Below are 13317 nucleotides of genomic sequence, written 5' to 3'. Positions count from 1 at the left end.
TGTTTGTCTTGCGTTATTCTTTCACTTTTGCAAAACGGAATACTAGAGGGAACATTTCCATATCACCTTCAAACATTTCGTAGGTATCATACAAAAATTCGATAGGCTCATATTGCAGTATTCTGATCTCCAATACCTCACCGCCTTCCACGAGACGCATACCTATGGTGGTTTCTTCTTCTTTTACTTGGTTGGGTGAGAAATGAAGATTCACCTTATCACATCTGACAGAAGTAACTAAAGCTAGATCGGTAAGTGTTTCCCATAAATATTCCTCCCCTGTGGAACCGATATGGATTTCTGTGTCCCTGAAATAATTCCGTAAATCACCTGTCATGTGTACTTTTATCATATCCATTCCGTCTTCCGTAACAAATTCCAGAATATCCGTCGCAGAATTATTGGTGGGTAGGGCAGTCAGGTCGTCCGGGAAATCTCCTCCAACGAGCATTTCCATATAATCTTGACACATGAAAGCGGAATAAGTCCATTTCCCGGCTAATTTATTCATGGAGAGCGGGCCTACTATGGGAATTTCCATTTCGTTATAATTCCCGAAGTAGAAACTTTCGTCCGGTAGGGTCAGAGCTAACTCGAGTCGGTCGTGCCCTTCTTCTACCAGTAGATAACGGACTTTGATCTCTGCTTTGTCTTCGCCCGGCTTTATCACGAATGCATGCACGTCACCCTCTATCTCGTAATGGACTCCTGCTTCCGCCGTGGTCCCGTTGCCAATCACGAACGGGATTGAAAGAGGTTCGGTAGAATTGTATTTACCCGTGACGGCTCCGGCCACGGTTACTTTCACGATAAGTTCGTCTTCTAATTCCCGCCAATCTCTCTCGAATGAAATAATCATTTGTTCTTTGGTTTCAATCGGGATAATGACAACTCTTTTATCGCCCAATTGAAATCCCGCCACGGGTTCCAGTTCTAAACGGATTTCCCTGTCCTCGTTGTAATTTTCTTTCGGCTGGATTTGTATTTTTGCTCTATCTTGTCCGGCTTCCAGTACAAACTCGTCTGCGCTCAGTTCGTAATCTTCCCCTCTGACAGCTGAGCCTCCAACCGTGAATTTAACCACTGTTTGTTCCTCCACGGCACCATCGGCTCTCAATTCCACTTCAAGAGCGCCGTTCGCCTGTAATATATAAATTGATCTACCGAAAGACAATGATGCATCGTCATTATTATCGTCATGACAAGAGAGCATCCCGTATGTTAGTAGAGTCAATAAAAATATCCATATATTTTTCATGATATTTTATTTTTCTGTTAAATACTATCGTATTGCGTTATTGTATTCTTCTTTTCTCTCTTTGATGATTTCTCGGTCAGCCTCTGTCAGTACCTTACCTTTCGGCAATATATACCGGGAAGTAACCAAGCCTTCTTTGGGAGGAAGATCGTCCGTGTCATTGCATCCGGTCAAACCGAAGAACAAACATATGGCCAGTATAAATAATATTTTTTTCATGATTACTTTATTTTTGATTGTACACTTAATCTTCGTACCCTTCATTTTGAATCAGGTCGGGTAGTAATTCTATATCTTTTTTCGGGAGGGGAGCCGTGTAGAGATATTTACTGGTAATATATTTTTTCCCTTCTGCGGTTCCCCAGAACTCCGGTCGTCCGTTACGTTTTAGTTCAAACCACCGGTCTCCTTCCATGAACAATTCCTTGCGGCGTTCGGAAAGGATCACTCGCATCAGTTTGGATAGCGTCTTTCCGGTAGCATTAACTTGGATAAGGTCATTGTCTCCGATTTCCGGCAAATTGTCTTTCGTGTAGGCTACATAGTTCTCTATACGTTTGGAACGCAATAAATTCAAATATTCCAAAGCGTGGGATTCATCCTCTTGGTGCAAGTAACTCTCTGCCAGCATCAGACACATCTCTGCACTTCGTACATTGGCGCACACGTTTTTTTGAGCCAGACGTTGTTTGTTAAATGACAGTTCGTAACGGATATCCTGTTTTCCGTCCGTGAATAATTCCACGAGTTCTTTGCTCACCGGGCGATATTTGCGGTCTTCTAGTGCGAAACCGTATGTCATATCGGATACTCCCATTCCTCCTACTGTATAAGAACGGATGAGAACGTTTCCTTTTTTCTCGTTTTTACTTTGAATCATATCCACGTATGCCTGTCCTGCCAGTAAGGGGTATTTTTCAAGTAATTCTTGTGCCAAGGGAATTACCTTGTCCCATTTCTGGGCCCAGAAATAAAGTTTTGCCAAGTAGGCTTTTGCCACGTCAGACGTGAAAATCCAAACTTCATCTTTAACGTTGTAATCTATAGCCGCTAAAAGATCTTTTTCTATAAATTCGAAAGTTTTTGTCCAGCTTGACCGTAACGGGCGTTCTTCCATATCAAAACTTTCGACTAGCGGTAATCCGAGTAACTCGTTTTCGCGAGATTTGTCATATGGTTCACAGAAAGTGCGCAGCAGATTGTAGTAACATACCGAACGGAGACAATATGCCGTGCCTAACACGTTTTTTTCTAATGTTTCATTTCCGTCGTTTAAATTGTCAATGACAATGTTACAATCACGAATATACCCGTACAAGTATTCATATCCGTCAGAGATGTCGTTCAGTCCGTCTCCCACGTAGGTTTTTAGGGCTCCTCCTTGCGGGTAAAAAGTCAGTTTAGCATCTAGGTTATCAGAGTACATTTCGTAATCCAGAATAGATTTAGCATCTCCTAGAATGTAGTTTTCCATGGCTCCTTCGACACGATTCAAGTGGAGCTCAAGCATTGCCCGAAATTCTTCGGCAGTCTTTGGCAATATCTTTCCCTTCGGTTTCACGTCCAAATATTCCTTGCACGAGAAACAAATGAATGTAAGGAAAGCGATGATGTATATATTATACTTTTTCATTTTTCTCGAAATTTAATTGTTCTGAAGCTTGTATTAAAATCCCAAGTTTAATCCAAAAGTGACAGATCTTGTCAAAGGATAAGTTGTCGTTGGGGTTTCCGGGTCTATTCCCGAGTAATTCGTGAACGTGAAGAAATTATTCAAGGTTAAGGCAAAACTCAATGACGAGATCCTTAATTTTCTTGTCACGTTCTCAGGTAAAGTGTATCCTAGCGTGATGTCTCGAATTCGGGCAAATGCCACGTTTTCAAGATAAACTCCCCGGGTGACTTCCGTGTCGGTTACGTTATAATAATTCAGATTTAACGGTTCACCGTGATAGTCAATAATCCGGGGGTATTTTACTCCTGTCCTGTTAGTTTTGGTCCAGCGGTTCGTGGCATCTTTTTTCACGTTAAGATGATTTCGGTATAAATCGTTGTAATATGTTTGTTGCGATTCTCCGCTGCCCGTTAATGCTTGGTAGCTTGCCGGGGATTTCAAGTCTTCCCGGATTTTGGCGTCAAGCACGAAAGTTCCACCGATACTTAATGACAGGTTTTTGTATGCACATCGCAGGTTAAATCCTCCTGTGTAAGGAGCATTTTTTGTTCCGGCGTAAAAAAGGTAATTATCCGCATCATGTAAATCGGAGCCTTTATTGATAATGGCATCCGGACGTAATTTGAAGATGTACAATCCGGTTTCAGGATCAATCTCTTCCACTTTGCCCACGAAAATAGAATTGAGCGGGAAACCTTCACACAGATTCCCGTCCACGTATCCGTTCGGGGATTTGTAGTCAAGTACCTTATTCCGGTTCCAAGCGATGTTTCCGGAGAGGCGTACTTTTACGTCTTTTGTATCCATGATTAAAAAATTCAATGTGGCTTCAAGACCTTTATTTTCGATCACGGATGTATTATATCCTTGTTGCGTGAAACCTGTTGAACTTAATACCCGCACGGCTGTCACGACATCTTTACTCTTTCGGTAATATCCTTCCACGAGACCGGTGATCCGATCATCCAGTAAACCGAAATCAAGGGCTGCTTTTATGTCCCGTGTCTTTTCCCAGCGTAGATTAGGGTTCGGGGCGTTGGCAACTCTTCCCATGCGTAACATTTCATTTCCATACTTGCGGTATTCCTTGTCATAAGACATAATCAAACGGGGACTGTAAGTTTTGCTGATATTTCCGGTATACCCCCCCGCTACACGGAGAGTCATTCGGCTCACGATAGGTCTTAAGGATTGCATGAAATTCTCTTCTCCCAAGTGCCATGCAAACCCCAGTGACCACGTGGGATTGAATTGCTGGTCGTTACCGAAATTGTTTGACCCGTCCGTGCGGAACGAGAAACTGGTCACGTACTTCTGCTTGAAATTATAGTCCAGAGAAGCGAAGAATGAGGCGAAACGATTTTCCTCCTCCGTCTGTCCGGATAAACCGTCCACGATCTGGGCGAATATTTCCATCTGGGAATAGTCAATTTTGTCGCCTGTTACCGGTTTTGATGGTAACGGGATAGAAGAATTTCCTGTTACAGGATCGTAACCGTAGCGTTTTTCAAAGATACTTTTCGCCAAATCTCCACGTATCTCTGCACCTCCGAACGCCACCAGTTGGTGGTTTATGCCCAAGCGGGCAGTGTAACTCAAGTATCCCCGGGCGGAATAATTCGTGTTATTGGCGGATGTTTGATAAATTGATCCGTATGTTTTGTCTTTCTTGCTTTGATCAAAGGACAAACGGTCGTTATAGGCAGCGTATGTATCAGGACCGTTTATGTTGTCGGTCTTGTAGTTCGCGAAACCGTATGAAAACAAACCGTTAAATTTTAATCCCTCGATAATCGTGTATTCCAAGTTGAAACGAACCGTTGTGGCAAAATTATTCGCTTCACTGGAAGTTTCATTTAATTCTCTTAAAACGTTCAACCCGTTAGGTGGTAAGTTATTCCAATCCCTGCCGTTTATTTTGGACAAATTGCCATAAGTGAAATCAGCCCGATAACTGCCGTCCTCGTTATAAGGAGATTCATAAGGATTTGCGAAGTATGCATACCGGAAAAGATCCACTGTCCCGGAATATCCTTTGTATTTTTGTTGTGATAGATCGAGTCCGATTTCCATCTTTAAACGCTCACTGGGAGTAAGTGAAAGTTTGGTGTTTAACGTGTATCGGTCATAACCGGTTTTCTTAACCAAACCGTTATCTTTCGTGTATCCGAGGGAGGCGTAATACGCGACTTTGGGTGCACCCCCGGAGAGGGAAAGGTGGTGGCTTGTAGACACAGAATTCCTGAATAGTTCGTTGAACCAGTCCGTTGAATGTTTTCCCAGTTCTGCAATGTAAGCATCTTGTTCTTCTTTTGACATGGGTTCAAAGCCTTCTTCGTCCCAATACTTGTTATTTTTGCCTAATTTGCCGGCTCTTAACATCCCCACAATCCCGACAACAGGATATCTTTGTTCACCGGAATTGAAACGCTCTGCGGCAAATTCATCCCACAATTCTTGTTCCCATGCCAGTTTCTCGGGAGCATTCATTAAGTTGGGGTCATGTTGCGGTTTCAAACCCACGGAGATATTGGCGGCGTAATTTACTTGCATTTTCCCGATTTTCCCTTTCTTGGTTGTCACCACGATAACTCCTCCGGCTGCTCTTGAACCGTAAATTGCGGTAGCGGAAGCATCTTTCAGAATCGTGATGTTTTCAATATCATTCGGGTTTACTCCTCCGATACCATTCACGAAAATATCATTAAAATCTCCCGTTTTGATTTGGCTGGTTTTGTTTGTCGGGAAATTCCATTGCATCGGAACCCCGTCAATCACCCATAAAGGTTCTGCATCACCGCTTAACGTGTTTGTTCCTCGAATCCGAATTCGTGAAGTTTCTCCCGGGCGTCCGGATATGGCCATCACGCTGACTCCGGCTACTTGACCTTGTAGTAGATTATCAATACTTGGGTTTGCTTTATTGGCAAATATTTCCATCGGGACTACTGCGACGGATCCCGTGGCCTGTCGTTTCGTTGTTACTTGAAACCCGGTTACAACAATCTCATCCAGTTCGTCGGATTTTGTTTTCATCGTGATGTTTAATTCTTGGGAATCTTTAGGAATATCCATTTCAAGAGTTTCCATCCCGATAAATGAGAATAATAACTGAGTTACTCCTCCCGGGACATTTATAGAAAACCGTCCGTCAATATCCGTGGCATTCCCCACTGTAGTACCCTTGATTAAAACGGTCACTCCCGGCAGGGGTTCCCCTTTCTCGTCTCGAACCACTCCGCTGATTTTACGGGATACTTGTTTTTGAACTGTTTTCTCGGTGATGACAATAATCTTCTCGTGAATTTCATATTGTAAATTTGTCCCTTTGAGTACACGTGTCATCACGGTATCGATCGGGGCGTCTTTCACGTCCAGCGTGATGTCGTTCACCTCGCTGATGATTTTTTCATTGTAAATGAAATTAATACCGGATTGTTTTTGTATCTCCTCCAAAACTGTGACCAGCTTCACATGCCTCACGTTTAGTGTGATTTTTTGCGCCTGAGCCGTTACCGTAGAGGGTAGAGAAGTTAATCCCAGTGTCACCGACACCAGAAAAAACAGACTTACCAATTTGTTCATTTCTTTGTCAATAAAGGTTTAGTAATGTTTGTATTCTTCTTTTTCTTCTTTTTGCGTTAGACATTTTTTCCTCACGGATTTAGTCTGCAACCGACCTATCCTTTCCTTCTTATATGTACAACTTGATCAAGCAATTCAAATTTCACGGGAATGGTCATCTCCAGTACATCCAACAAAGTTTGTAACGGTTTGTTACGATAGATATCACCCGTGTAATATTCTTCCCGGTACCCCGCGTCATAAATGACTTTCACGTTATAGTAACGTTCTACTTGTTTCAGAATTTCCGACAGGGGAGCGTTTCTGAAACAGAACATATCATCGATCCACGCGGTATAGGCTTTTAGTTCTGTATTCGTGATTCGGATTTTACCGATCGTGTCGATCATTGCCACTTGTCCCGGTACCAGTCGACAAGGTTCTCCTGTCATTCCGGAGACTTCTACCGCACCTTCCACCAAAGCTGCCGAAACATAGCCGGCATCGGCGAAGGTATTCACGTTAAACTTCGTGCCTAGTACACGCACTTTCAGTCGGTCGGTATTTACGGTGAAGGGTGCCTGCCCGTTCTTTTTCACGTCAAAAAAAGCTTCTCCCTCTAAACGCACCTCCCGCGTGTTACCGGTGAAAGCAACCGGGTACGTGATTTTACTGTCGGCATTCAGCCATACCCGTGTGCCGTCACTCAATACAAGGTGAAAGGAGGTTCCCCTGGGAACGATCAATGTATTGAACTTGACTTCTCGTGACGTGTCGGATGGGGTATAAATGAGTGTATTTTGCTGTATATTGGCGATGGCTGTTCCCATCTCGACGGTGTCGGGGTGATAGGGTGTCGAGAGGTCAACTTGACGTCCGTCCGACAACACGAGGCTCACCCCCGCGGGGAGTGGTTTCATGGACGAAATCATGACCGGTTCCGTCTTGTTCATCATGTATAATGATATACCTCCCACCAGAAGGATGGCTGCTGCCGCACTCCAACGCCAAACAATGGAACGTGTAGTACGTTTACGGCCTTTGTGAAAGCGGGATAATTGATATTCTACGTCTGTTTTAGAGTAATAATCGTTGAGTTCTGCCAGATCGATATAATCGGTTGAATGGTAAAGTTCACGATTTTCCTCGCTCTCCCGTAGCCAAGCGTCCAACTTTTCCTCTTCTTGTTTGTCGGTTTGAGTAAGTCGTCGTTTGATAGCCAAGCGGCACATTTTGATATATTTTTCCAGTTTCTCCATAGGTCTTTTTTCATGGGGAGGTTGATCTGATGCTCCCGTTTGACTATAGAACAACTAAATTTTGGAAGGGTATGAGTTTTTTTTGAAATATTTTTTCAATAGTTATTGTTTCGTGATGAATTGATTACCAGTATTGCTGTTGATGTGAAAATATAGAATTTGGTGTAATAGATTGATTCCTATCGGTTTCTGTCCTGTATCCTATGGTTGGAAAACATTGATTTGATGAGGTGAGAATCTATATTATTTCTAAATAAATTCTGTATGAATTCTATATGAATTCCGCTTCACTTCCGTGTAAAACGCTATTAGAACCCTATTAAAGCGCTATTAAAACCCTATACTATAATAGCGTTTTAATAGCTCATTAAAAGGGTATAAATAACTTTTCAAGTACTACTGCACCGGAATTGATACGAGATTCATCATTGATTCATGTATTTCTTCAACATGTATTCGGTATGATTATATTTTGAAAACGACTTAAAACCAGAGGGATATGTTGATTGTTCTTGCTCGGTTTGTTCGTGATTAGTGCAGGGACGTGAGGAAAAGACAGAATATGATTTTGGATAAACTTTCTCGTAGTTGTCTGTAAGCAACCATTTTGTGGGATTTTACAGTCACGATGCTAATCTCCATAAGTTCCGCTATCTCTTGGTTCTTTTTCCCTTCCAAGTGGTAACGAATCACTTCTTTGCATTGCGGGGTAAGCGTGTCTATGGCCTTGTAAAGTAAATGGCGGGTTTCTTCATCCCACACGGATTTCACGAGAAAACTTTCACTCTCCATTTCCCTGCGCATTCGTTCATTGTATTTTTCCTGTATTTTTAAATGTTTCAGGTCATTCAAAATACGGTTGCGTATCACGCGATACATGTAAGCGGAAAGTGCCGGTTCCGATTCGAAAGTTAGGTCTGCCGTTTCCCACATCTGCACGAATGTATCTTGTACCACGTCTTCTCCTTGCTGAGTATCAACGAGAAAACGAGAGGTGAAAGCCACGAATTTGTTGAAATTACTTCTAAAGTATTCGTCGAATATAATACTTTCCCCGTTCGTAAAATGTATATGTTTACTTCCCCTCGGCATAAAGCATCCTTATAATTATAGTGGATTTATAAGTATCAATAGTACCGTATATGAGCGGTATAGCTTGTTGATTGAAGCTTATTAATCCAACGTTTAATGATAGTGGATTTTACGGCAATCGAAAGATTTTACCTCTGAAAAGGTAATATTGTTAATCTATTGATTTCCATGAAAATGAAAGAATCAACAATATCATTTTCTCTTTGATAGATTTTGATTAATTTTGCATTTAATAAACGTTCGTTTATTGCTACCTCTCTTTGTCTATCTGGATCAGGATTATACGGGGATAATTCTGTTGCTATTCGGAATAGGTAAAGTTACGCTTAAGGTTCCTAAATAGTGGTGGTTGATAACCCGTAAATATCGATATTAAAAATAAAACGAGCCAACCGGAGTTTTGTCACTTGGCTGGCTCGTCGCGGGTGGTTAGTTCCGCGTGTTGCTTGTTTATTTCTCGTTTATAGCGTCTAACTTTTGTTTTACTTGGGCTTGCAGGTTGGGGTTTCCCGATTGCATGGACAGCATGTAGGCTTGTGTGTAAGCCTCTTTTGCTTTGGTGATTTCCTTTAAAGTGACGAGGCAGTCGCCGCTTGTCAGGTAGTACCAGAATAGATTTTGAGGTTGAAGCTGTTCTCCGGCTTTTTGACCGAGAGTCAAGTAAGCGTTCAGCCATTTCAGTACGGTACGGGCAGCGTCGTCGCTCAAATCCCCTTTGGTTGCCGCTAATAAATCGGATATGAAACTTTGGTATTCCTGCAACATGACGTTGTCTCCCGTTCGCGTGAGATAGTTGTCAATGAGTTGGACATAGGTTGCTTGATCCTTGTGACCGTAAAGTGCGTTGTAGGCATCGCCTAAAATTGTCAGGAATTCAACGGGGGAATACGTGCTGTGACGTAACGAATCGAAGATGACTTTCATGTCCCCGTCCGCGCGTGCGATCTCTTTCTTGTAATCGAGGTCGTTTTCCTTGGCCAGTTTGTTGATCAGGCTCATGGTGTAGCTGAACATCGGGTTGGCTACACGGCGGAAGGGCATGATTTTCAAGTAGTCGTTCAGGTGACTGATGACAAATTCCACGTGCTCGTTGTTTTTCTCCATTTCGGAATATCCCATGATGATGGTGAAATCGGTGGGATTCAAGAGGTCTTCCCGGGGTTTGGTTTGCATGTATTGTTCGAATACTTTCTTGACTCGGGCTTCCCAACCTTGTCCCCGGCGTTCCTGTATGATATAAGGCGCTTCATGCAGGATTTGCTGCATGACGTTCACGTCGTTTTTGTTTTTCTTGTGCATGTTCCACAATTCGTCGAAAGCGGGGAGTTCTCCCGTGGCTTCCTTGGCTTTTTGCAGCAAGCGGGTTTTGGAGGCGGCTCCCGTTACCCGGGTGACGGCTTTCCCGTTGTTGTCCATGAACACGAGGGTGGGCATGGCTTGAATCCGGTATTTGCGGGCAAGGTCTTTTTCCTTATCCACATCGATTTGCACGCACACGAAACGGGCGTTGAAGTAGTCGCCGATTTCTTTGTCCGGGAATACTTTGGTGGCGAGTGTCTTGCACGGGCCGCACCACGTTGCCATGAAGTCCACGAACACGAGTTTATTTTCACTTTTGGCTTTTTTCAAGGCGTCTTGCAAGTTGCCGTTGAAAAAGTTGATGCCTTCTGCCCGGGAGGTTAATGTCCCGAGGCAACAAAGGATTAAGATTAAAAACTTTTTTACTAGCATGATTTTTTATTTGATTTATTCTACGATGATGACAGTTATCGCGTTTTCTACAACTTGGCTGTATCCCGGGTTTGTCAGGCGCACGGATATGGTGTAGGCTCCCGGTTGCGCGTTGTTTTCCAAGGGATATTCCAAGATTCCGCCGCCCCGGATGGATATTTCGTCACGGAATGTTTTAATGGCTTCCGTGCCGAGAGGGGAGGTGACGGATTCTATGGTGAAATAGATTTCCTCCGTTCCCTCGTATCCTTGCATGGCAATGCTTACCCACGGGGCTTTGTTCTGTATTCTCAAGGCATCGGTCACGGGATCGGGTGTTTTGTAAACGTACATGGTGTCCGGGACGTAGGCGGCGTTTTTCGTGATGAGGTATCCTTCCGTTTTCTCGTGGCAGGATAGGGCTATCGTTAATAGTATTCCGGCGAATAGTATTATTTTTTTCATAGTATTGTTTTTTGTCATGTTTTATTCTTCTTCTCCTATCGTGAATCTGTAATCCAAGGCGTGAACCAGACAGTTATCCGGTTCGATGTCCCCGGAAACAACTTGCAGCAGCCGTCCGGATTCCTCGAAGCGGATGTAGATGGGACGGGAGGCGTGTTGTACCACTCCGTTTTTTTCTTCTACCACGACGTAAGTCCAGATTTTGGTTCCGGCTAGCGTGGTGAGGGTTGTTCCCCCGGTACCGACGGTTTCATACAAGCCCGGTTCACCCGCGGGGATTTCTTTACGGTAGAGTTTACCGTCGATCAAGTGCTTCAAGAGGATGGTGCGGCACCACTCGGCATCCAGATCGCTGACTTGTTTCAGGTTGTGTTGCAGTAGATAACGGCGGATGGAATGGTTGGTCATCCCGAAGAAAGTGAATTCTTTGTGCCGCTCGTCTTTACCCTCGAATAATTTGACCATGTCGTCGCCGGCGTGGTGGATCATTACCCGCGTGGAATCCCAGTCGTAAGGGTGTGCCTGCATGTATTCCAGCATGTTTTTGCCTTCATGCCGACCGTCGCTGATCCCGGAGTAGTAGAAGTTGTCTTTCGTGCAGGAGGTTGCTCCCGCGAATATTATTAATACTATTAATATATTGAGTTTCATGCTTGTAAGATTATTGGTTATATCTGTTCCAAAATAGATTCTGTCTCATCAGGTCGTTGTTCGTGAAGAAGTTGGAGGATACTTCCGAGAATAAAGCCCCGTCCTCGATGTCTTTGTCCGTCAAGTACGAGAAGGCGGCGGGCAGTTCTTTCCGGATGTAGTCGTAACTGTCTTTATCGTGCAAGAAGCAGTAGCCGTTGCGCACGATATCGTAGAAGCGATGGTTCTCTTGGAATAGTTCTTTTTCTCTTTCCCGGAAGATGGCTAACTGAATGTTGTTTGCCAATCCTTTTTCCACGTCTTCGGCACAGGGATAGGCGTATTCGCTCTCTTTGGCCGCATCGACGATTCCTCCGGAGGCGGTCATGTTACCGTATGCCCGGCGACGGATCAGGTTGAGGTCGTCCACGGCGTCGGGTTTGTTTTGGCGGGCGCGACATTCCGCACGCAACAGGTAGATTCCTCCAAGGCGCCAGACGATTTCGTTTTGATTCAGACCGCGATATTGCGGTTCGGGGGTGTTGTCGGTGACATGGAAGTAGGGATACCTGAATTTATAGATGAAGGCTTGTTTAATTGTTTTGTTATCGTAGCTCTTCACGATGTCGTCGCCATCCTTGCGCGAGGTATCTGCCACGATGTTGCCGTTTACATTTTTCAGGTAGAGGAAGTCGGCATCCAAACCGTAGAAGTAGGCTTCACGGCGTTGGTCGTTCCGGGAATACATGTTGTTCACGGTTGTTTTGTGGATTTTACACCCGTAACTGTATCCCCCGACGGGGGCATAGCCGGAGGAGGTAATGATGGGGAAGCCGACGAAGTTGTTTGTTAAGTATCTGCTTTCCTGTGCGTTGTTTTCGAGTTCCCAGATATTTTCGCGGTTATTGCCTTTCATGACGTCCAGCACGACTGATTCGGGGTTGATGGCCAACTGGTAGGAACCTACTTTTTGGTCGATAATCATCGTGCAGTATTCTTCCGCTTTAGCCCAGTATTCGGGTTCGTTTGCCACGCCGGCTCTCCAAGCGTACAGGTGAGCTAACAAGGCTGCCGCGGCTCCTTTGCTCCCGTAGTTTTTGATGATCGGGCCATCCAGACCTGCCAGTTCATCGTACACGGGAAGGTCCATCGCTTTCAGTGCCCATTTTTCAGCTTCGTCAAGGAGTTCTTTTTGGGAACTTTTAGCAAGAGGGGTGAAGTCCGTGGTTGAGCGGAGAATAACCATTTCCCCGTAATCCCGTGCCAGTCGCCAATACCCGACGGCGTTAGCGAAGTAGGCTTGTAACAGGTAGGGTTTCAGTTCTTCTTCCGGGATTTGGAAACGGTGAGCGTTTTCAATGATCAGGCTTGCTTGATAGATCAACCGATAGACGGAGCTTCCGTCAGCCGTGAGTCCCGTTGCCATGTTGCGCATGGATTGGTAGCGGCTGTCTTCGTCGATAATCAAGCCCAGACCTAACCTGTTGGATTCTCCGTTGCGCAGGCGAAGCAGCAGTTCGGTCAACAGGGCTTCGGCGTCTTGGCGTGTCTGGAAGTAGTTGGTATATGTGGTCGCGTTTTCCGGTTGAACGTCGATTAAGTCCGTGCAACTGTTGAGCCCCAACACGATGGCTAATATAATACAGAATTGTTTCATCATCAGA

10 protein-coding genes are annotated in these 13317 nt (G+C 44.4%); all 10 read right to left on the bottom strand.

The window, feature by feature from the left end; all coding sequences use genetic code 11:
- Positions 1-13: 13 nt before the first annotated feature.
- The 10 genes from L0M98_RS15470 to L0M98_RS15425 all read right to left on the bottom strand — a co-directional run bounded on the left by L0M98_RS15470 (position 14) and on the right by L0M98_RS15425 (position 13313).
- Positions 14-1258 (bottom strand): Calx-beta domain-containing protein, encoded by a 1245-nt coding sequence (locus L0M98_RS15470; RefSeq protein ID WP_186974680.1) that lies wholly within the window; start codon positions 1256-1258, stop codon positions 14-16.
- Positions 1259-1282: 24 nt separating this feature from the next.
- On the bottom strand, positions 1283-1477 hold the full coding sequence (locus tag L0M98_RS15465; RefSeq protein WP_186974679.1) for a hypothetical protein: 195 nt from the start codon (positions 1475-1477) through the stop codon (positions 1283-1285).
- A 25-nt stretch (positions 1478-1502) separates the two neighbouring features.
- Positions 1503-2891 carry a RagB/SusD family nutrient uptake outer membrane protein gene (locus L0M98_RS15460; RefSeq protein WP_186974678.1) on the bottom strand — a complete coding sequence of 463 codons (1389 nt, stop codon included), beginning with the start codon at positions 2889-2891 and terminating at the stop codon, positions 1503-1505.
- A 33-nt stretch (positions 2892-2924) separates the two neighbouring features.
- Positions 2925-6518, bottom strand: a complete 3594-nt coding sequence (locus L0M98_RS15455; protein WP_227216912.1) for a SusC/RagA family TonB-linked outer membrane protein — start codon at positions 6516-6518, stop codon at positions 2925-2927.
- Between the two features lie 95 nt (positions 6519-6613).
- The gene (locus L0M98_RS15450) at positions 6614-7756 is read right to left on the bottom strand and encodes a FecR family protein (RefSeq protein ID WP_227216913.1); all 1143 of its coding nucleotides are present in this window, start codon (positions 7754-7756) and stop codon (positions 6614-6616) included.
- Between the two features lie 531 nt (positions 7757-8287).
- Positions 8288-8848 (bottom strand): RNA polymerase sigma-70 factor, encoded by a 561-nt coding sequence (locus tag L0M98_RS15445; protein ID WP_099291086.1) that lies wholly within the window; start codon positions 8846-8848, stop codon positions 8288-8290.
- A gap of 450 nt (positions 8849-9298) precedes the next feature.
- Positions 9299-10579: a thioredoxin family protein gene (locus L0M98_RS15440; RefSeq protein WP_227216914.1), complete on the bottom strand. Its 1281-nt coding sequence runs from the start codon at positions 10577-10579 to the stop codon at positions 9299-9301.
- Between the two features lie 15 nt (positions 10580-10594).
- The gene (locus L0M98_RS15435) at positions 10595-11023 is read right to left on the bottom strand and encodes a hypothetical protein (protein WP_227216915.1); all 429 of its coding nucleotides are present in this window, start codon (positions 11021-11023) and stop codon (positions 10595-10597) included.
- Between the two features lie 21 nt (positions 11024-11044).
- Positions 11045-11674, bottom strand: a complete 630-nt coding sequence (locus tag L0M98_RS15430) for a fasciclin domain-containing protein (RefSeq protein ID WP_099291084.1) — start codon at positions 11672-11674, stop codon at positions 11045-11047.
- A 10-nt stretch (positions 11675-11684) separates the two neighbouring features.
- Complete coding sequence (locus tag L0M98_RS15425; protein WP_227216916.1) at positions 11685-13313, bottom strand: RagB/SusD family nutrient uptake outer membrane protein; 1629 nt, start codon at positions 13311-13313, stop codon at positions 11685-11687.
- Positions 13314-13317: the final 4 nt, after the last annotated feature.

The sequence above is a fragment of the Butyricimonas sp. DFI.6.44 genome (assembly GCF_022132345.1).
In the GTDB taxonomy this organism is placed as follows: domain Bacteria; phylum Bacteroidota; class Bacteroidia; order Bacteroidales; family Marinifilaceae; genus Butyricimonas; species Butyricimonas muris.
The sequence above is the reverse complement of the archived record's forward strand: the minus strand, read 5'-3'. Positions and strand labels throughout refer to the sequence as shown.

Coding starts and splice junctions, on each gene's coding strand:
- L0M98_RS15455 (WP_227216912.1), bottom strand. CDS start 6,518: ATGAACAAATTGGTAAGTCTGTTTTTTCTGGTGTCGGTGACACTGGGA.
- L0M98_RS15425 (WP_227216916.1), bottom strand. CDS start 13,313: ATGATGAAACAATTCTGTATTATATTAGCCATCGTGTTGGGGCTCAAC.
- L0M98_RS15435 (WP_227216915.1), bottom strand. CDS start 11,023: ATGAAAAAAATAATACTATTCGCCGGAATACTATTAACGATAGCCCTA.
- L0M98_RS15445 (WP_099291086.1), bottom strand. CDS start 8,848: ATGCCGAGGGGAAGTAAACATATACATTTTACGAACGGGGAAAGTATT.
- L0M98_RS15460 (WP_186974678.1), bottom strand. CDS start 2,891: ATGAAAAAGTATAATATATACATCATCGCTTTCCTTACATTCATTTGT.
- L0M98_RS15430 (WP_099291084.1), bottom strand. CDS start 11,674: ATGAAACTCAATATATTAATAGTATTAATAATATTCGCGGGAGCAACC.
- L0M98_RS15465 (WP_186974679.1), bottom strand. CDS start 1,477: ATGAAAAAAATATTATTTATACTGGCCATATGTTTGTTCTTCGGTTTG.
- L0M98_RS15470 (WP_186974680.1), bottom strand. CDS start 1,258: ATGAAAAATATATGGATATTTTTATTGACTCTACTAACATACGGGATG.
- L0M98_RS15450 (WP_227216913.1), bottom strand. CDS start 7,756: ATGGAGAAACTGGAAAAATATATCAAAATGTGCCGCTTGGCTATCAAA.
- L0M98_RS15440 (WP_227216914.1), bottom strand. CDS start 10,579: ATGCTAGTAAAAAAGTTTTTAATCTTAATCCTTTGTTGCCTCGGGACA.